Below are 20,585 nucleotides of genomic sequence, written 5' to 3'. Positions count from 1 at the left end.
ACAAAAAACAAAGTATATGCATTTGAAAAGTAAAGAAAGCCTAGTTACAGAAAAATCCTACACCCGTGCAGACTGGCAAGGAGGATATCAATCTCTCACCCAAGAGTTTGATTATTGGATTGATGATATAGAAGGGCAAATTCCCAGAGAATTACAAGGTACGCTGTTTAGAAATGGCCCCGGTTTGCTGGATGTGAATGGGCAACCTCTTCATCACCCCTTTGATGGGGATGGGATGATTAGCAAAATTACCTTTACCAATGGTCAAGCCCATTTTCGCAACCGCTTTGTCCGCACAACTGGCTATTTGGCAGAGCAAAAGGCGGGAAAAATTCTCTATCGCGGTACTTTTGGTACTCAAAAACCTGGCGGTTGGTTAGCTAATATCTTCGACTTCAACCTCAAAAATATCGCCAATACAAATGTTATCTATTGGGGTGGGAAACTGCTAGCGCTTTGGGAAGCGGCTGAAGCATATCGTCTCGATCCTTATACTCTTGAAACGCTAGGAAATGAATATTTTAATGGTGCTTTGTCAGCAGGTGAAGCTTTCGCTGCACATCCCCGCGTGGAAAATAATTGTGAGCAAGATGGGGGCGCACCTTGCCTAGTCAACTTTTCGATTAAGCCGGGATTATCTACCACAATTACTATTTTTGAGCTAAACCCAGCAGGTGAAATTGTCAGACAGCACGCTCATAGTGTTCCAGGTTTCTGTTTTATTCACGATTTTCTTATTACTCCCAATTACTGCATCTTCTTTCAAAATCCTGTCACCTTCAATCCCATACCTTTTGTCTTGGGAATACGTGCGCCGGGAGAATGTATCAAATTTCAGCCAAATCAGCCAACTCAAATTTTAATTATTCCTCGCTTCCCCAAAGAAGGGCAACTCGATATAAAGTTTCTGGAAACTCAGTCTGGTTTTGTCTTCCACCACATTAATGCTTTTGAGGTAGGAGACGAAGTTTTGATTGACTCCATTTGTTACCAAAATTTCCCCGAAGTGGAACCCGAAAGCGATTTTCGACAAGTTGATTTTGAGGCGCTTTCACCTGGGCAACTTTGGCGATTTTATTTGAATCTAAAGGATGGGACAGTGCGGCGAGAATTGATTGAGAGCCGATGTTGTGAATTTCCCACTATACATCCGGCGAATGTGGGACGCTCTTATCGATATCTATATATAGGTGCGGCTCATGCAGAAACTGGTAATGCTCCCTTACAAGCATTGTTGAAAATTGATTTAGAATCTGGAGAAAGGCAACTTTGGAGTGCTGCACCCCGTGGTTTTGTCGGTGAACCGATTTTTGTCCCGCGCCCAGATTCCGAAAAGGAAGATGATGGTTGGATATTAGCTTTGGTTTATGATGCTACCAATCACCGCTCAGATTTGGTAATTTTGGATGCTAGTGATTTCTCTAAAGGAACGATCGCTCGCCTACATCTCAAGCATCATATCCCTTATGGTTTGCATGGAACCTTTACTTCTGAGGTTTTTGGGGAAATTTGATCGCCTATTTGGGTGAAACCATTTTTTCGCTGGCAATAATATGCAAATCGATGTTTTTGAGCAAGCAGACTAATTTTTGTGTCAAAGATCCTTTGAGGAGCATTTGCCAGCGCGATCGCTAACTCTCTCCGATTACAATTTGGGTAATCCGATATTCGTCGGCGACTTGGGCGATCGCATTAGCTATATTACTGTTGGTAACACGCAGAAAAGTACCTTCAAATTCTTTATAAAGTTTCTCACAAGTGTGGATATGCAAGCTTTCCTCCTTAGTAAGAAAGCGTTCCGGATCGGCAAGAAACAAGGTATAAAGCGGCGCATTCATGTAGTTAGCCAACCTCGCACCCCGGCGTAACAGCTGCACTGAGTTGGGATAGGTAGATACACACACCAAAACCCACTCGTGAATATTACAAAATTGCCCGTTGGGGGTGGAGGCGTTCGCAAAGCGTGCGCGAAGCGCAATCGCATTTTCTTCCACGTTATCTGCCACTTCGCGCAAAGCCAACTCCCGCAAAGCAATCAGGTTACGGCGTTGGAAAAAATTATTGAGGGATTGTTGGATTTTTGGCTGTGCGTAAATCTTGCCTTCTAATAACCGTTCTTGTAGTGTTTCTGGTGTAACATCCACTACTACTATCTCATATGCTTCATCCATAATCCTGTCAGGAACGCGTTCCCGGACGACTACACCTGTAATTCTGGCTACTAAATCATTGAGACTTTCTAAATGTTGGACATTCATTGTGGAGTAGACACCAATCCCGGCTGCCAAAACTATTTCTACATCTTCGTAGCGTTTTTCGCGTGGAGAACCAGGGACATTAGTATGGGCAAGTTCATCGATTAAGACTAATTGCGGCGATCGCTTTAAAATAGCATCTGTATCCATATCCGTCAGCGTCAACTCACCGCGAGGATATTGCTTACGGGGTATAATCTCCAGTCCCTCTGCCTTTTGGGCTGTCTCCTTGCGTCCGTGGGTTTCCAAAAGCCCAATGACAAATAACAAATAACAAATGACAAATGCCCATTTACTGATTTTACGGACGATTAATATCTTGAAAGTCAAGAGCATAATTCAATCGGAAAACATTCACTCCCGGTTCGCCAAAAATCCATAAAAATCTGCCATCAGTATACCTATTAATTAAACGTAGGATCTCGTCTTCTTTTACTCCTCGCGCATTAGCAACCCGTGTCAATTGCTGCCGTGCTGCTCTCAATGAAATATGCGGGTCTAAACCGGAACCAGAAGTATAAATTATATCAGCGATCGGTTGAAGATTTTCGTCTCGCAATTTATCTGCCTCTTCTAGAATCCGCTTTAGTAGTTCTGGATTGCTGGCAGCGAGATTGCTAGCTCCAGATATGCCGGTTGGCTTGGCTTTTTTTCCTTGACTATATCTAACAGTACTAGGACGAGAATGGAAATATCGCTCAGATGTGAATACCTGACCAATCAAAGCCGAACCAATTGGTTCATCATTTTGACCCAGCTTGATGCTGCCGTTAGCTTGATAAGGGAAAAAAACTTGACCCACTACAAGGATTATCAGCGGATAGATGATTGCAGTCAACAACCAAAGCATTAGAGTTATAAAAATTGCTCTGATAGTTTCTCGAATAATAGCCATAAAAAGTTTTCCAATTGCGCCTATAATTTAATTTTTAATTTTTAATTTTTAATTCTTTTGCCCACCTAGCAGGATCTTATAAGATGCTGTTAGCAACAGCATAAACAACTGGGGCATTTACCACATTCAAGCACAGCAAGATAAAAATAGCGAGTGGTAGATGTTGTTTATGCCATTGCGACTAAACAAAGGATATCGCCAAAGCAGTGCTGAGTGAAAACGATGTTTATTCATATTCTTCTTGTCCCTCCTGTCAACAGGTAAAAGTAAAAATGTTTATTATTTTACTTTGGTCAAGATGCGCTCGTTTCCCAGCGTCTCTACTTTTGCTATCCTTAAGCCAAGCCCACAAGTGTAATTAGTACATCGATCAGCTTAATTGCAATAAACGGCGCAATCACCCCACCTAAGCCGTAAATTAAGATATTGCGTTGGAGTAACTGATTAGCTGTCAGTGGTCTAAACTTCACACCCTTTAATGCTAAGGGAATCAAAGCAGGAATAATCAAAGCATTATAAATCAGCGCTGAGAGTACAGCAGATTTAGGGCTAGTCAAATTCATAATATTCAGGCTTTGCAGATTAGCAGCGACAAATATCACTGGGATAATTGCAAAGTATTTAGCAATATCATTAGCGATAGAAAATGTCGTCAATGCCCCGCGAGTAATCAACAATTGTTTACCAATACCAATGATATCGAGTAGCTTTGTGGGATCGGAGTCCAAATCGACCATATTGGCGGCTTCTTTTGCAGCTTGCGTTCCTGTATTCATCGCCACGCCGACGTTAGCTTGGGCTAATGCTGGAGCATCGTTAGTTCCATCTCCCGTCATAGCGACCAGTTTACCTGCTGCTTGTTCCTGTTTAATGATACTGATTTTGTCTTCTGGTGTGGCTTCGGCAATGAAGTCATCAACCCCAGCTTCTTTGGCAATGACAGAAGCGGTAATTCGGTTGTCTCCAGTTAGCATGATGGTACGCACTCCCATCCTTCGCAGTTGCTCAAAGCGATCGCGGATACCAGGTTTAACTATATCTTTGAGATAAATAATTCCATAGATTTCGTTATCTAGGCTAACTGCTAGGGGTGTACCTCCCAAGCGGGAAACTCGTTCATAGGCAGCATCTAATTCTGGCGTATCGCGTCCGTTGCGGGAGCGGATAAATCCTTTAATAGCTTCTACTGCTCCCTTTCTGACCTCATATCCACCAGGCAAGTTTGTGCCACTCATCCGGGTTTTGGCCGAAAAACTCACTCCTTCTGCTTGAGTGGAGTCAAAATCAAACCGTGCGCCCAACTTTTCTGCCAGTCGGACAATGGATTTACCTTCTGGTGTATTGTCAAAGACACTAGCTGCCCAAGCAACATTAGCAATTTCCGACATTGAATGACCGTTGAGGGGAATAAACTCTTCTGCCAGACGGTTGCCGAGAGTAATTGTACCTGTTTTGTCAAGAAGTAAAGTATTAATATCACCACAAGCTTCGACTGCTCGTCCTGATGTGGCAATAACGTTAAATTGGGCAACTCGATCCATACCAGCAATACCGATGGTACTTAGTAAGCCGCCAATGGTGGTAGGAATTAACGCTACTAATAGGGCAATTAAAATTGGGACGCTAACTGGACTGTTGACATAGTAAGCAAGTGCAGGCAAAGTGACTACCACTAACAAAAACACTAAGCTCAGAACTGCCAACAATACCGTAATGGCAATTTCATTGGGTGTTTTGCTGCGTTCTGCCCCTTCTACCAAGGTAATCATCCGGTCAATAAAGCCTTTACCTGGGTCAGTCGTGATACGGATAATTAGTTCATCTGAGATAATCCGCGTCCCACCAGTGACGGAACTAGCAACGTCGGAGCCTGATTCTTTTAATACTGGTGCAGATTCCCCTGTAATTGCCGATTCATCCACTGAGGCAACACCCATGATTACTTCACCATCGGCGGGGATGATATCGCCAGCAACGACGTAGATGGTATCGCCCTGTTTGAGGCTGGTGGATGAAACTTCACTAATTGTGCCATCGGCAGCAAGTTTTTTAGCGATCGCCTCTAACTTTGTTAACCGCAAGGCATCAGCTTGGGCTTTACCCCGTCCTTCTGCCACTGCTTCGGCAAAATTGGCAAACCAAACTGTAAAGAATAAAATCCCCGATAACAAGGCGTTGAAACCTTGTGGGTTCTTTTGAAGAGCTGGGCCAAATAGGTTGGGATCGATCGTTAGCAATAGGATGATAATTGTTCCTACCCAAACCACAAAGATTACCGGATTTTTGATTGCATACTTAGGGTTGAGCTTGACAAAAGCATCTCTAATTGCTCTTAAGTACAGCCACTTATTATTTGCCCTAGTCTTTTTACGTTTTTGGCGGCGATCGCCAGAACGAGAACTTGGGCGTCTAGCTTTGAAGTTAGTTGCCACTTGATTCATAAATAAAGTTAGCAGTGAGAAGTTAGGAGTTAGGAGTTATAGGAACTTCTAATAAAAAAATATCCAACCTGTAGGATGCGTTAGTAACGCATCCTACGAAACCGGATAATTTATAAGATAATGGCAGGGGCCAGGAGGAAATAAGTATGAATGAAAACTTTAGTTCTGAGTAATTACCCAGTTAAAAATAAGATACTGGTACAAGACGCGTAGTGCAAGATATAGCTGAGTAATGTTAGCGGTAGCGGGGTGTTGATCCCGTGCTGAGTAAACCTAGTAGTTCGTTCTCGTGAACTTGGCGGGGTAAAGGGGAAAGGTTTTAAATCTCTTACCCTTTCCCTTTTACCCCTTACCCAGCCCTCACAAGCACACTTTTGAGTTGGCAGACTACTAGTTGCTTCAAGGCTTTGAGCAATCAACACTGTCCTAACATATCTGACTACAGCTATATAACCTTTCTTGCTTGAATCTCACACTTTTAAGTCTGGGTTACTACTTTCTCCTGCCTCCTGAATTATTATTTGATATTTTCTCAATTTCAAACTTATAACTCATAACTTTTCTAACTGCCAGATGCTAGTTTTAAACCCTCAGCTATGGGGCCTAAAGCCAGAACGGGAAAGAAAGTTAATACTCCCAAAACCAGTGTTACTCCAGCCGTGATCCCAGTAAATACCAGAGAATCAGTTCTCAGAGTAGCAGGGGTTTCTTGTACTGGTTGTTTGCGAGACATCCCATCAGCTAGCAGCAGGATGGCAATCATCGGAATGTAGCGTCCTCCAATTAGGCTAACTAAAGTACTCAAGTTCCACCACAGGGTGTTATCCCCCAAGCCCTCTAAGCCCGAACCATTATTTGCTGCTGCCGAGGCATATTCATAAACTACTTGAGAAATACCGTGATAGCCAGCGTTGCTAATTCCAGATAGGGAGATGGGATAAGCCAAAGCGATCGCACTGGGGATCAAAACTAAAATTGGGTGAATCAACAGCACTACACTAGCGAGAACGATTTCCCGTTTTTCAATTTTGCGTCCTAAAAACTCTGGGGTACGTCCTGCCATTAGTCCAGTAAGGAAGACTGTGAGAATTAAGTAAATAAATAAGTAAGCTGTTCCAGTTCCTTGACCACCCCAGATAACCTGGATAAACAAGTTGAAGAGAGTCGAAAATATTCCTTGCGGCATCAAAGAATCGTGCATCCCATTCACAGCACCAGACATAGTAGCAGTAGTCATCACTGCCCAAAATGCTGTTTGTGCCCAACCAAATCGAACTTCTTTGCCCTCTAAATTGGGCTGTTCTAATCCAAAGGCGGTATTAACCAGGGGATTACCTTGCAGTTCTCCCACGGCTGTCACTCCCACCAGAACGACAAAAATCACAAATACCATCCAAAAAAGTAGCCAAGCTTGTTTGATGTTATTGGCAAATATACCGTAGGTGTAAATCAAGGCTGCTGGTATAGAAATCATGGCGAGCATTTCTATCAAGTTAGAAGCGCCATTGGGATTTTCAAAGGGATGTGCTGAGTTTACGCCAAAAAAGCCACCGCCGTTCTCGCCCAAAAGTTTGATCATTTCAAATGATGCCACCGGGCCTCTAGCCAGATATTGCGTCCCGCCTTCTAAGGTTTGCACCTCCATAGTCCCAGCTAAAGTTTGTGGTACACCTGTTACCAGCAAAGCGATCGCGCCAATAATTGAAATCGGCAGCAATATTCGCGTAATTCCACGGACGAGATCGACGTAAAAGTTTCCCAGTCTTCTACCCGTCAACCCGCGAATAAAGGCAATTCCCACAGCTAAACCTGTGGCTGCGGAGGTGAACATCAAAAAGCCTAAAGCCGCTACCTGACTAAAATAACTTAAGGTTGTCTCACCTGCATAGTGCTGTTGGTCAGTATTGGTTACAAATGAAATTGTTGTATGCAGCAATACATCCCAAGTAGGCGCACCGAAACCGTTTGGATTCCAGGGTAAAAGTCTCTGAAAATAGATCAGAAAATACACTGAAATTGCCATGAACGTGTTGCAACAAAGTACAGCCCGGATATACTCCCAACCCGTCATGTCATCTTTTCTCCGAACACCTGCAAGTACGAACATACTTCGCTCTATGGGGTTCATTAAAAAATCAAGCAGTGTTCTTTCTCCCAAAAAGACACGCGCTATGTATTTTCCGAATAATGGAGTGATTGCTATGACAATACACAGCGTTAAGCCAATTTGCAAAAAACCTTGTCCCATATATTTCACGCTAAATTAAATTTCAGTGGTAGCAAGCCAATTCTTAGAAATAATAGATTAACTGTAGGAGTATTTGATTTCAAGGGATTTCCTTAGACAGTACTGAGTACAAAAAGCAATAATCGCACTCAGCATCAAATTAGTTCCGAGTAGTAAATGCCTCGGCTGAGAGTAGAAAAATTCGTAAGTACTAATTCTTACTTATTACTTTTTTCTCTATACAGGCTAAACGTGCCGCTACCGCTAACATAACTCCTGAATATTTTCTGTTATGACTATTTTCCGGATACTTATTAAACTTTTCGTTAAGAATATTTAATTTTGACTGTTAATTTATCTATCTTACTACTTAGGACTATTTGTTTATACAATAGATTTTCCAAGTTTGCTACTTCAAAGAATATAAATATCATAAAGTATTTTCTTAATGGGATTAGGGATTGGGAAGATAGTGCTAGAGACTGCACTTCTTGTGGGAATTACCCAGTTTCTAGTCTCCAGTTCTCCTTTGCTGCATTTGGAAAATCGGAATTTTCGGGTTATATCATGTTCGCATAATTAGTTATGATTTCCACAGTCATTGCACCCCACACGCCAGATGCTCCACTTGGGGAGACCCCAAGACCGCACTGGCTCCCCTTAATCCCCTCCCCGCTCTTCGGGAGGGGAGACGAAGCGTAGCTTTGGCGGGGTGGGGTTCTTCGGATTTAATAAGTAATCAAGCGAACATGATATTAATTCTTAAATTGGCATTTGCAGATATAGATTGTTGTTAACTCATAATTGATGAATTAAATCGTTATACAGATTGTATAATCATGATTTTTTAGTAAATCATAAATGACGGTATTAAGTCGGTTATTGACTATCAAAGAAGCTATAAATAAGCGACTAAAAACGTATGGGCTAATAGCGATCGGATGGCAAAAGCAATTAAGAAAATGCTGAAATTCTCTACATTGCCCCTGGTAAAGTGCGGGTTCATGTCCATGCTATTTTACAGAAATTAGAAGTACGCGATCGCACTCAAGCCGCAGTCTTAGCTATCCACAAAGGATTGGTAGCACCAGAATTATTGATTAATTAGATTTATCGGGAAAGAAAATCTTTCAAGATTTTGAAAATTGTGATGAGATATCAGGCTGCTGCTCTATAGGAATTTCGATCGCAAACTCTGCTCCTTTGCCCACAGATGAGTTACAGCTTATATTTCCTCGGTGTTTTTGGACGATAATTTGATAACTAATAGATAATCCTAACCCACTACCTTTACCTACAGGTTTCGTGGTAAAAAATGGGTCAAATAAACGCGATCGCAACGACTCTTCAATACCAAGGCCATTATCAGCGATCGTAATTTTGACTAGATTCAAGTTTGTCACCTCTGTATGAATCCGAATTTGGGGAGTAGGTTTTAGAGAATAAGGAGTGGAAGATTGATTCCCCACCCCCCAGTCACCACTCCCCACTCTCTCCTCTATTGCATCAATAGCATTATTCAACAAATGCATAAATACTTGATTTAGTTCACTTGCATAACAAGTGACTAGGGGCAAGTTACCATAATCTTTCACTACAACAATTGCCGGACGATCGACTCCTTCTCTGAGCCGATGTTGTAACATCACTAAAGTATTTTCGATGTCTTCATGGATATTTACCCGTTTCATCTCTGCTTCATCATGCCGAGAAAAATGTTGTAGCGCCAGTACAATTTCCCGAATGCGATCGGAGCCTCTATACATTGCACCTATCAAATTTTGTAGATCCTTAATGATAAAATTCAAGTCTACATCTTTGGATATTTGCTGAACTTTTGGTGTGGGTTTGGGATATTCTTGCTGATAGACCTCAATCATCTTCACTAGGTCTTCCACATATTGGCTAGCATATTGGAGATTTCCATAAATAAAACTGATCGGGTTATTAATCTCATGAGCCAGTCCAGCTACTAACTGTCCCAGCGCCACCATCTTTTCGTTCTGAATTTGTTGAACTTGAGAGGCTTTCAAGTTGTCAAGAGCCTGTTGGAGTAAAAAGTTTTTTTCTTGCAGTTTTACTTGGAGCAAACGTAAATTAATTTGATTTTCAATTCGCAAGACCACTTCTGCACCATGAAAAGGTTTTGCAATATAATCTACACCACCAACATCAAATGCCTTTACCTTATCGACAACATCATCCAGAGCGCTAATAAAAATTACTGGGACTTCGCTAGTTTTATCGTCAGCTTTTAATTGTTGACAAACTTGGTAGCCATCCATACCTGGCATATTAATATCCAGCAAAATCACATCGGGCAAAACCATTTGACATGCAGTCAGTGCCATTTTACCGTTTAAGGCTTTGCGAACTTCAAAACCTTGTGCAGTCAACATCGCCGATAAAAGCCGCAAATTATCTGGAGTATCATCGACCACCAAAATATTTCTTTTTTGATGGTTATTTTGATTAAAATGCATTATTGATCAAAAGTTATGCGTATAATTATTGAGGATAGTAAACCCTTCTTTGAAATAACCTTAAAATTTGTTGACCGATTTCAGCGAAATACTTATATTTATAGTCTAACTCTCATGTGGCTGGAGAGTTTTGCAGATTATTGAAGCTATTGGTCATTTATCACCTTTGGCAACCGGATAAACTGCTGTAAGGATTATAGTAGATAGTATTCACAGATATCTAGCCAAAGAGCAACAATGAAATTTTTCCCCGGTGCTACTTGATAGCTACCATTGAGGTGCTGAAGTGAGCAATTTAAGAGCCAGTTCTTGTTCTATGGGTTTAGAAAATAAATATCCTTGAGCAAAATTACAGTTTAAACTTCTCAATTGGGCTAACTGTTCTTGTGTTTCGACACCTTCAGCGATCGCACTCATCCCCATTGAGTTGGCAATGCCAATCATTGCTGGTACTAACCCCATATTCTCTTTATTTTCCTGCATCCGTTTGACAAAGGATTTGTCAATTTTGAGTGCATTTAAAGGAAAGCTGTGCAGGTAACTTAAAGAGGAATATCCTGTACCAAAGTCATCCATAATCAACTTAATTTTTCGCTGCTTTAGTTGTTCAAGAATTATTTTGATCGCATCGGTATTTTCCATAATTACACTTTCGGTAATTTCTAATTCTAAATATGCCGGATTTATTTTATTTTCATAAATTATTCGGTCAATTTGCTCTACTAAATTCGGCTGCAAAAATAACCTTGCACTCAAATTGACACTCATAGTTAGAGGTTCTGGTGTAACTGGATAATGTTGCCAGATGCTTAATTGATGACAAGCTGACTGTAATACCCAAATATTGATGGCATTAATTAAACCTGTTTCTTCGGCCACAGGAATAAATTCTATGGGAGAAACCAAACCACGAATTGGATGTTGCCAGCGCACCAAAGCTTCAAATCCAGAAATTCTGCCTGTAACCAGGGAAATAATTGGCTGATAGTAAACGAGGAATTCTCGCCTTTCAACAGCCCTCCGCAGGTCATTTTCTAACTCTAAAAGCTGAATAGCTTCCTGATGCATCGCTGGGTTAAAAACGTGGTACTTAGCCCTTCCTTGAGCTTTAGCCCGATACATTGCCGTATCAGCATCTCGCAGCAAATACTCTGGGCGATCGTAATCTTTATTGCCCCAACTAATACCAATACTGGCATTCATAAATACTTCATATCTGGACAGTTGAAAAGCCAGCGATAACTGTTGCAAAATCCTTTCTGCAACTTGGATTGCTATATTGATATCTGTGATATTTTCTAAGAGAATTCCAAATTCGTCACCGCCCAATCGTGCTAAAGTATCAACAGGGATCAGACATGCTTGTAAGCGTTGAGCAATAGCTATCAGCAATTCATCTCCCACCGGATGACCAAGGGAATCATTAACAACTTTGAAGCGATCACAGTCCAAAAAAAGTACTGCAAACTGATAATCAGATTCTTGTTTCGCCCGATTTAGAGCATTTTCTAGTCGCCTAATAAACAAAACTCGGTTTGATAATCCAGTCAAGGAGTCATGCAGTGCTATATCTAGCAGTTGACTTTGCAATTTCTGGCGGGAATGGATTTCTTGCTGGAGTTTTTGGAGAGTTTTTTCTAGCTCTCCAGTCCGCTGTTTTACCCGATGTTCTAGTTCAACATTTAGTTTCAATATTTCTAATCGCGCCGATCTCAATGCCAGTTGATTTTGGACACGCACTAAAACTTCTTGAAACTCAAAAGGTTTGGTGATGTAGTCTACACCACCCGCTTTAAAAGCTTTAACTTTGTCAAAAACATCATCTAAAGCGCTAATGAAAATTATTGGGATATCGGCTGTTAACTCCCAAGCTTTAAAGGTCTGGCAAATTTCATAACCATCTACTTCTGGCATCATGATATCGAGTAGAATCAAATCAGGTAATAATGTTTGAGTTGCTGTCAGTGCCATTTGCCAGTTCAAAGCTTTACGAACGTTATACCCTTCCCTTGTCAATATGGAGGATAAAACCCGGAGATTATCCGCCATATCATCAATGATCAAAATATCTTTTTTCTTAGGGTCTAAATGCTCGTAATTCATTCTAAGTTTGTTGTAGTCAATTCCATGATTTTCTCAAACTGGTAGTTATTTGCTAAATCCCTGAGAACTTGGAAAACTTGAGCATTATCTGATGGAATTTGCTTGAGTAACTCTAAAATCAGTTCATCGCTACAGCTAGCTGCGGCATAATGAATCTGTTGGAGCCACTCAGGTGGCATTTGTGATAAATGGCCCAGGAGTTCGGCAACACTTACAAAAATCTGTGTAGCTTGATCGACAACTACTGTGTTTGTAGTTTCTACTTGATTGGTATATTTTAAACCCAGATGTTTGCTCAGTTTTTCCAATAATACTTCCTGTTTGAATGGCTTGCGAATAAAATCATCACAGCCAATGGACAAAATTTTCTGGCGTTCTTCCTCAAAAGCGCTAGCAGTTAGGGCAATAATGATTGTATTTGTATTGGAGCGATCCGGCATTGTTTCAGAGAAGTCGTAAGGGGGAGCCAAACCTGTTGGCAGCCGCGATCGCAAAGTGGACGCACTAGAAGTATCATTTTCTATGACACCAGTTGTTTCTGGTGTGGAAGACTCTTTGCGTACAACTTTCAGAACCTCACCCTCGACTGAATCGGTTAACTCCTCTGCAAGGTACTGGCTCCCCGATGACACCAGTTGTTTCAATTTTGGGAACCTCCGCGACTTATTGGCTCCCCCATGCCCGATTTCTCTAGCTTTAATAATTCTTGTAGCTTCGTAACCATCCATGACTGGCATTCGCATATCCATAAAAATCAAGTGTGGTTGCCAAGATTGCCAACTAGCGATCGCTTCACTACCATCTGTAGCTTCATTAACTTCAAAGCCTAAAGATGTGAGAATTTTAACTAGCAAGATACGGCTTTCTTTGGAATCGTCAACTACTAGAATGCGGTATACCTTTTCACTGGGTGCTAAAGCTCTAATTTGTGATTTAATTTGGTTTATCGGCATTTCTCTAGGGCAAGTTAGAGCAATCTGAACATCAAAGGCAAATGTACTACCGACACCAGGCATCGTACTGACAGTAATATCACCTCCCATAAGTTGCACATATTTACGGCTAATCGCTAAACCCAATCCCGTCCCTTGTTGGAATTTTCTGCCGATTTCGGTTTGTTCAAAAGCCTCAAACAGCAAGTCAAGTTCTTGTGGAGCAATACCACAGCCAGTATCTTGTACCTCGAAGAACAGAAGAGAGGGATAAGAAAGATTTTGCTCCCCCTGCTCCCCTGCTACCCTTGCTCCCCTGCTCCCCTGCTCCCCTGCTCCCCTGCTCCTCTGCTCCCCTGCTCCTCTGCTCCCCTGCTCCCCTGCTCCCCTACCCCCCTGCTCCCCTGCCCCCAGTCTCACCCGTAGCGTCACTCTCCCTTTATCGGTAAATTTGATAGCATTTCCCAAGAGGTTGAGCAATACTTGACACAATTTATTTTCGTCCGTTTCTATGTATTTAGGAATATCTGGCGCATATTCAAACACTAATTCTAAATTTTTAGATACAGCACGCAAGTGCAACATCTCTTCTAAGTTCTTCAACAAATGAATTAAGTCAAAGCTGTTGCAATTTAAGGTGATTTTGCCAGCTTCGATTTTAGACATTTCGAGAATATCGTTAATTAATTTGAGTAGATGTTCGCCAGCACGATTAATTATTGCCAAGTTTTCCTGATGTTCGCTAGATAGCGAATAATCTCGACTCATGACTTGGGTGAAACCAAGAATGGCATTGAGTGGAGTACGCAGTTCGTGACTCATGTTAGCCAGGAATTCGCTTTTGGCCAGGTTGGCGGCAGTACTTCGCGCCGCTTCCCGAACAGCTGCTTGTTGTTCTTGTGCAGCGATTTTTTGCGATTGAATCAGTTCTTCTTGGGTGGTTTGCAGTTGCTCGATAACTTGCTGAAACTCTTCGGTACGTTTTTTTACTTGAGCTTCTAAGGTGCGATTGTATTCTGCTAATAACTTTTCTGTTTGTTTGCGTTGAGTGATATCAAAAAATGTGGCGATCGCAAAAGCCACATTCCCTGATTCATCATAAATTGGCTTTCCTAAAACCTCAATGCGAGTAATCTTGCCACAACGGCGAATTTCCATATCATCAACCCTGATGCTTTCCCCAAGCAATGCTCTCAAAATCGGCAAGCGATCGCTGGGGTAAAGTTGATTTGTCCCGGCAAGGTAAGCTTGATATATCTCTGATAATTCTGCGACTTTAACTTCTGCGTAGACGCCTAGCGGCTTGTCGTTAGACATCGCTCCTTGACCGAGAATTTGCTGCCCAATCTGATTTGTATAATAAGGTTTACCTTCAGCATCGATGATAAAGATACCGACCGGTATGGCTTCTAAAAATTGAGTTAGCTGACTCTGATTATGAAATAGCGCCTCATTTAAAACTTGCATCTCGGCATTCTTTGCTTCTAAAGCACTAAAGGATGCTTGTAGTTGCTTTGCCATAGTTTCAAATGATTTGGCGAGTTCCCCCAGTTCATCGGAACGCTGAATATCTGGTGTTTCCTCCCATTCACCTTGAGCAATTTTCTTCGCTGATCTGTTTAATTGTAAAATCGGCTTAATTACCCAACGAGCAGTCAAAATCCCAATTCTTGTAGCCACTAAAAAAGCAACTATGCACAGCAAAATCGTGATGCGGGTGTTGGCATTAATTTGCTCCATAAATTCGCCTTCGGGAATCACCGCCACAATTAGCCAATCTAAACCCAGTTCGTCCTTCCAACTTTTTACCTGTACAAAATAACGCATTCCATCGGCGGTAAAACTTAGCTGTTGCTTCCCCACAACAAACTTAAGATTGCCAAAGCGTTCGATTAAAGACTGTGTTGTGAGTTTAATTAAAGGATTTTGACTATCTAATGCTGATAGACGTTTTCCTTTACCATTAACGATCGTATATGGTGGCTCGCTAGTAGAAGAAGCTACTATATACCCAGAACGCTCTAAAATAAAAGTTTTACTCGACTCTTTGATTTTTAACTTAGCTAAAAACTTGCCGATTTGTGATAAGAGCAAATCAACACTAATCACCCCAACAAATTTGCGATTTTTATCGTAAACAGGATAGCTGGAAGATATGGATAAAATTTCTGGTTTATCTTCCCATTGATAAATTTGACTCCAAACTCGTTTGCTTCTCTTAACTGGATCTGTATACCAAGCTTCTAGGCGAGGATCGTAATTTTTGACTTGCTGTAAATGGCGGCGATTTCCCTGCTTGTCTGTAGGATAAACATAAAGTTTGCCTATACCATGCTTGGCGCTAACTTCATTAATTAACAGCTGGCCATTATCTAGACGCTCAACACCGATAAATTCACCTTTGGTATTGGCAAAGCTGTTGTAGCCAACATTGAAAACCTGCATTTGTTTCCAAAAGTAATTGCCAGTGGTTTGAAAGTCCGAAAGGTTGAGCAAACCTAGCTCAATTGCATCTAAGTTGATTTGATTAATTTGCTTCGGGGTTGTTAAATAGCTATCAAGATGCTGTTCAATGCGATCGCAGATTTCATTTTCTAATTGAGTAGCAAGCTCCCTTACCGCTTTTTGCCCGTTTTGATACGAAAGATAGCCCACAAGTCCTACCGCACCACAAATTTGCAAGATAAAGGGCACAATCAGAACATATCTCAGGGGCATCTTGGCATAAACTTTGCCAACTAAGCGATTAAATGATTTGACGGGCTGAAGTTTGGATAACATTGTAGTTTTTTTCTTCCCCAGCATCTACTAGGTGCATTTTGCAGTGCTAGCTACATTTTATATAAGTAGAATTACGGCAGACATCGCTCTTTATGAAAATTTTATATTATTAGTATAAAATTTTACGAAATACCTATAATTGTTTGACTGGCTGACTTCCTCCAACGCCTAATTTTCAAACTTTGTACAGGAGTAGTCCACTATATAAATCGTCAACGTGGGTACGCGATCGCACCTGAATTTGCTCAGTTTTATCTGGCGATATTTCCACAAATTTTCTCAGATGAACTGAAATTTAACCAATAAGCTCCAGTATGCCATTCTAAAATTCAGGTTGCCATTAGCACCCAATTTTAAATTTAATTTTTAATTGCTGACGTGTTGATTTTCTGTCCTGGAAACCCCTGGACTTATAAAAGGACTTATATTTAACTACAGCAATTTTAGAATTGTTATGCAAATACACAGCATAAATAAAAAAAATCTAAAAAAATTTACTTTGTATTGTTTATTTTGACGAAGCGTTAACTTTGTTGTACATTTATGTCAACTCTATGGCCGATTTGTAAAATTTTTCCCGCTGACGACGAAGGCAATTGAGTATTTATACTCAATCTGTAAAAGTGATTAAAAGGCGATGAAGCAACCCAATTTGGCAGAGTTGCTTGTCGCTGGGTTGTAAAGATTTTCTGAAAGTTTGGGTAAGCTTCCCCTAAGTAAGAATTGCGTGTTGGGACTATACAACGCTGACATGGGTTAACCCCAAAAAAGTCTACATCTCCCACTCGAAAAGAGACTAAATCACCTTGTTCGCTAAATAGCCGATCTTCCCAAAATGCTGGTACACCACCAATCTCGATGTTGGCACGCATCCGACGGCGCATTTCATCTACACTTAAACCAGGAAACCAAGAAGCTACCTCTGCCAATGTGGCTGTACTAATTACCGTTGGTCCAAGTGAGTGTGTATCGTCAGGAAAACCCATCAAAGAGTTTTGTCCCAATGTAACAGCAAACTCAAAATAATCACTCAAAGCTGCTTCTAATGCTTGCCGTTCCTCATCCAGATGAAAAATTTGTTGTAAGTTGCGATCGGGGATTTGCAACGAGATAGTTCTATTTAAGAGTGCAAATTGTGCCCTTAGTAAATGAATTTTAGCATGACGCTTGCCATTGACAAATCTACCTTGTTCGTCAAAAATAGCAAACTCGCGATCATACTGTAGTGCGCCACTGGCAAGAACTCTAGCGTTCTCAACTTCAACACCATCCAGTGATTTAACTGGATACAGTAAAATCTTAGCTAGGTAAGGCTTCATAGCAATATTTGGATTTGAGATTTGGCAAAAAGTCGCAGTATCTTGCAAAGAGCGAACTGAACTTTTCAAGACGGATTTTGGATTTTAGATTGGTGATTCAGTAGACTTCTTGGCATTTGTCGGGGTAAAGGGGAAGGTGGGGTCCCCTCTGGGGATAAGGGGCAGGGGAAAAGGGTAAAAAAACTCAAAATCCTTTCCCTTTAACATGCACCCTTTTCCCTAAGAGTGCAAAAATATATTTTTGCAAGAGGTCTAGTAGTCCCCAATCTAAAATCTAAAATTCTTTTGTTCATGAGCTATTTGAGCAATATTGTTTGTTAATTATGGATATACTGGCGATTTATCGATTCCGCCAACATGATTTAAAGGCCAGAAACGAACTACAGCACGTCCAATAATATTCTGGCGGGGGACAACACCCCAGCAGCGGCTGTCATAACTACTGTTACGATTATCACCCAGTACTAAATATGAATCAGCTGGTATAGTCTGGGGTTTGGCCAAAAAAGGTGGCTGTGGCCCTGATTGGCAAACATCAATAACCGTAGTCTGCCCAGAACCGAGGTAATTGGCTTCTGGGAGAGGTTTGTTGTTGATATAGACTTTGCCATCCTTAAGTTGTATTTTTTCTCCAGGTAAGGCAATTATACGTTTAATAAAAGCATCTTGATATTGTTCTTTTTGCAGCTCTTTCGTCGGTGAAAATACTACTATGTCTCCCCGCTGCGGGTCAGCAAATTTATACTTCAACTTATCGACAATAATTTTGTCTGCCTCCCACTGGTTTGGCGTACCATGTAGAGTCGGTTCCATTGAACCAGAAGGAATCCAGCGTGCTTCAGCAACAAAGGTACGAATTCCTAGAGCTAGAACAATACTCAATACAATTGTTCTACCTAGCTCTGCGATCCAAGAATTATCGGGTTGTTGACTAGAGTTGTTATCAGACACTTGATTATGCATGAAATTACTTAACTTAACGAAAGATGTAGGTAATTAACTCACCTAGTGAGGCTTTATCTGTTAATCTTAACGGGAAAATTTTAATTTCCTAGTTATGTTTGCATCTTGACTACCAATTTTAGAGGAAGGAGGGAGGAGGGAGGAGGCAGGGGGTAGAAGGTTTGAATTTAGATGAGGCTTTTATATGAGACGCTCTCTTATTCAACCCTATTTAATTCCAGTCCACCAAATCGGATATATTGTGGGGAACTTAAACTCCTGCTGCCTCTCTTGTTAAAAATAAACTTTTTTTTAAGGCGCGGCAAAAATTGGTTACTCCGATCGCGAATAAGTTTAACCTAAAAGCATGGTTCTCTGTAATACATAGCTCGCTCTCTAAACTTGGTTATCCCTATGTCATCTCCAAAAATGTTACTGATTCGCCGCGCTCGCATAATCTTACCCAATGGTGAACTGATGGTTGGGGATGTGTTGACGCGCGATCGCCAAATAGTCGAAGTTGCGCCAGAAATCTCCCAAACAGCACTAGCCACTGAAATTGACGCAGAAGGCTTAACTTTGTTGCCAGGAGTTATCGATCCGCAGGTACATTTCCGCGAACCTGGACTAGAACACAAGGAAGATTTATTCACCGCTAGTTGTGCCTGTGCTAAAGGGGGAGTCACTTCTTTTTTAGAAATGCCCAATACGCGCCCCCTAACTACGACACAACAGGCTTTAGACGACAAGCTAGAACGGGCCTCACACAAATCCTTAGTTAATTATGGCTTTTTTATTGGGGCAACAGCAGAGAATTTACCAGATTTGCTTTTAGCAAAGCCAACACCGGGAATTAAGATTTTCATGGGGTCGATGCATGGTCAGTTGTTGATTGATGGCGAAACAGCATTGGAGGGGATATTTGCCAAAGGCGATCGCTTAATTGCCGTTCATGCTGAAGACCAAGCTAGAATCAACCAACGCCGCCAAGAATTTGCCAACATTCACGATCCAGCCGTTCACTCGCAAATTCAAGATAATCAAGCGGCGTTGCTGGCAACCCAACTAGCATTAAAACTTTCTCAAAAATATCAACGTCGGTTGCATATTCTCCACATGTCAACAGCTGAAGAAGCAGATTTGCTGCGTCAGGAGAAACCGAGTTGGGTGACAGCAGAGGTGACACCACAGCATTTGTTATTAAATACTAGTGCATATAAAACAATTGGCACATTAGCACAGATGAATCCACCTTTGCGATCGCCCCACGATAACGAAGTTCTCTGGCAAGCTTTGCGCGATGGCGTGATTGATTTCATTGCGACAGATCACGCACCGCACACCTTAGAAGAAAAAGCTCAAGAATATCCCAATACTCCTTCAGGAATGCCTGGGGTAGAAACTTCCCTCGCTTTGATGTTAACTGCGGCGATGGAGGGAAAGTGTACTGTGGCTCAAGTTGTAAACTGGATGTCTAAAGCTGTAGCTGTGGCTTATGGTATTCCGAATAAGGGAGCGATCGCCCCTGGTTATGATGCCGATTTAGTGCTTGTAGATTTAAATACATACCGCCCAGTCCAGCGCGAGGAACTTTTAACCAAATGCCATTGGAGTCCTTTTGAAGGCTGGAACCTGACCGGCTGGGCTAAAACTACCATTGTCGGCGGTGAAATAGTTTATGACAAAGGCCAGGTAAATACGCAAGTGCGGGGTCAAGCTTTAACTTTCTTGTAGCAAATATTTATTTAACCTTACTAAAACCCTGAATTTACGGCAACTACATAAGATATATTCCTCCCCAACCTTCATGCCAGATTGCGCGGGTGGGATATTTTTTTACCTCACAACGTAGAAATTTGCTCTATTTCTAAGTGTTTCAAGTTAAATCTTTAATAACTACTCCATTCCCGCGATCGGATTACCTATTTAGATCGCTAAAGATGTAATAAATCATCACAAAGGCGCGATAAATTGCCGTCAAGACGAAAGATTGATTATTGTAGAGACGGCGATTCATCGCGTCTCTTGCCTTAACCGAATAGTATTGCGCGAGGCGGAGTCTGGGAACGAGACAATATCTAAAAGCTGTTTCTAAGCTGGCTTTCACGTTAAGTTGACAACCAATACTACGCATACCCCCTCTACGCAGAAGCTATAAGTAGTGTCTCGTAGAGAAGGCGCTTTGTTAAAAAAAAACTTAGGTATTC

The 20,585-nt window shown here is 41.4% G+C and carries 11 protein-coding genes and 2 pseudogenes; 3 read left to right on the top strand and 10 right to left on the bottom strand.

Annotated features, from left to right (window positions below; translation table 11 throughout):
• Window positions 1–16 precede the first annotated feature (16 nt).
• Window positions 17–1,513, top strand: coding sequence for a carotenoid oxygenase family protein (locus tag RMY27_RS14840; protein WP_322664392.1), 1,497 nt, complete (start codon window positions 17–19; stop codon window positions 1,511–1,513).
• A 4-nt stretch (window positions 1,514–1,517) separates the two neighbouring features.
• Here the strand turns inward: RMY27_RS14840 and RMY27_RS14835 are convergent.
• The 4 genes and pseudogenes from RMY27_RS14835 to kdpA form a co-directional block, all read right to left on the bottom strand.
• Window positions 1,518–2,516: pseudogene (locus RMY27_RS14835) on the bottom strand (sensor histidine kinase KdpD); the annotation flags it as partial.
• 40 nt (window positions 2,517–2,556) lie between these two features.
• Window positions 2,557–3,150: a K(+)-transporting ATPase subunit C gene (kdpC, locus tag RMY27_RS14830; RefSeq protein ID WP_322664389.1), complete on the bottom strand. Its 594-nt coding sequence runs from the start codon at window positions 3,148–3,150 to the stop codon at window positions 2,557–2,559.
• A 335-nt stretch (window positions 3,151–3,485) separates the two neighbouring features.
• Window positions 3,486–5,591 (bottom strand): potassium-transporting ATPase subunit KdpB, encoded by a 2,106-nt coding sequence (gene kdpB, locus RMY27_RS14825; RefSeq protein WP_322664387.1) that lies wholly within the window; start codon window positions 5,589–5,591, stop codon window positions 3,486–3,488.
• Window positions 5,592–6,153: 562 nt separating this feature from the next.
• A complete protein-coding gene (kdpA, locus tag RMY27_RS14820; RefSeq protein ID WP_322664385.1) occupies window positions 6,154–7,839 on the bottom strand; it encodes a potassium-transporting ATPase subunit KdpA in 1,686 nt (561 codons plus the stop codon).
• A gap of 937 nt (window positions 7,840–8,776) precedes the next feature.
• Between kdpA and RMY27_RS14815 the strand changes: the two are divergent.
• A pseudogene (locus RMY27_RS14815) lies at window positions 8,777–8,926 on the top strand (LuxR C-terminal-related transcriptional regulator); the annotation flags it as partial.
• Window positions 8,927–8,948: 22 nt separating this feature from the next.
• On the opposite strand, the gene RMY27_RS14810 reads toward RMY27_RS14815, so the two are convergent.
• The 5 genes from RMY27_RS14810 to lepB all read right to left on the bottom strand — a co-directional run bounded on the left by RMY27_RS14810 (window position 8,949) and on the right by lepB (window position 18,399).
• Window positions 8,949–10,301, bottom strand: a complete 1,353-nt coding sequence (locus RMY27_RS14810) for a response regulator (protein WP_322664383.1) — start codon at window positions 10,299–10,301, stop codon at window positions 8,949–8,951.
• Between the two features lie 267 nt (window positions 10,302–10,568).
• Window positions 10,569–12,404, bottom strand: coding sequence for an EAL domain-containing protein (locus RMY27_RS14805; protein WP_322664381.1), 1,836 nt, complete (start codon window positions 12,402–12,404; stop codon window positions 10,569–10,571).
• On the bottom strand, window positions 12,401–16,117 hold the full coding sequence (locus tag RMY27_RS14800) for a response regulator (RefSeq protein ID WP_322664379.1): 3,717 nt from the start codon (window positions 16,115–16,117) through the stop codon (window positions 12,401–12,403). Before RMY27_RS14800 ends, RMY27_RS14805 begins: the two co-directional genes overlap by 4 nt.
• 524 nt (window positions 16,118–16,641) lie before the next feature.
• Entirely contained in the window at window positions 16,642–17,436 is a 795-nt protein-coding gene (locus RMY27_RS14795) for an MOSC domain-containing protein (protein ID WP_322664377.1), read from the bottom strand.
• A gap of 321 nt (window positions 17,437–17,757) precedes the next feature.
• Window positions 17,758–18,399, bottom strand: a complete 642-nt coding sequence (gene lepB, locus RMY27_RS14790; RefSeq protein ID WP_289796525.1) for a signal peptidase I — start codon at window positions 18,397–18,399, stop codon at window positions 17,758–17,760.
• Window positions 18,400–18,792: 393 nt separating this feature from the next.
• Between lepB and RMY27_RS14785 the strand changes: the two genes are divergently transcribed.
• Window positions 18,793–20,112, top strand: coding sequence for a dihydroorotase (locus RMY27_RS14785; protein WP_322664375.1), 1,320 nt, complete (start codon window positions 18,793–18,795; stop codon window positions 20,110–20,112).
• A 184-nt stretch (window positions 20,113–20,296) separates the two neighbouring features.
• On the opposite strand, the gene RMY27_RS14780 is transcribed toward RMY27_RS14785, so the two are convergent.
• Complete coding sequence (locus tag RMY27_RS14780; RefSeq protein ID WP_322664373.1) at window positions 20,297–20,512, bottom strand: hypothetical protein; 216 nt, start codon at window positions 20,510–20,512, stop codon at window positions 20,297–20,299.
• Window positions 20,513–20,585: the final 73 nt, after the last annotated feature.

This window comes from Nostoc sp. DedQUE09 (assembly GCF_034530915.1).
In the GTDB taxonomy this organism is placed as follows: domain Bacteria; phylum Cyanobacteriota; class Cyanobacteriia; order Cyanobacteriales; family Nostocaceae; genus Nostoc.
The sequence above is the reverse complement of the archived record's forward strand: the minus strand, read 5'-3'. Positions and strand labels throughout refer to the sequence as shown.

Coding starts and splice junctions, on each gene's coding strand:
- RMY27_RS14840 (WP_322664392.1), top strand. CDS start 17: ATGCATTTGAAAAGTAAAGAAAGCCTAGTTACAGAAAAATCCTACACC.
- kdpC (WP_322664389.1), bottom strand. CDS start 3,150: ATGGCTATTATTCGAGAAACTATCAGAGCAATTTTTATAACTCTAATG.
- kdpB (WP_322664387.1), bottom strand. CDS start 5,591: ATGAATCAAGTGGCAACTAACTTCAAAGCTAGACGCCCAAGTTCTCGT.
- kdpA (WP_322664385.1), bottom strand. CDS start 7,839: ATGGGACAAGGTTTTTTGCAAATTGGCTTAACGCTGTGTATTGTCATA.
- RMY27_RS14810 (WP_322664383.1), bottom strand. CDS start 10,301: ATGCATTTTAATCAAAATAACCATCAAAAAAGAAATATTTTGGTGGTC.
- RMY27_RS14805 (WP_322664381.1), bottom strand. CDS start 12,404: ATGAATTACGAGCATTTAGACCCTAAGAAAAAAGATATTTTGATCATT.
- RMY27_RS14800 (WP_322664379.1), bottom strand. CDS start 16,117: ATGTTATCCAAACTTCAGCCCGTCAAATCATTTAATCGCTTAGTTGGC.
- RMY27_RS14795 (WP_322664377.1), bottom strand. CDS start 17,436: ATGAAGCCTTACCTAGCTAAGATTTTACTGTATCCAGTTAAATCACTG.
- lepB (WP_289796525.1), bottom strand. CDS start 18,399: ATGCATAATCAAGTGTCTGATAACAACTCTAGTCAACAACCCGATAAT.
- RMY27_RS14785 (WP_322664375.1), top strand. CDS start 18,793: ATGTCATCTCCAAAAATGTTACTGATTCGCCGCGCTCGCATAATCTTA.
- RMY27_RS14780 (WP_322664373.1), bottom strand. CDS start 20,512: ATGCGTAGTATTGGTTGTCAACTTAACGTGAAAGCCAGCTTAGAAACA.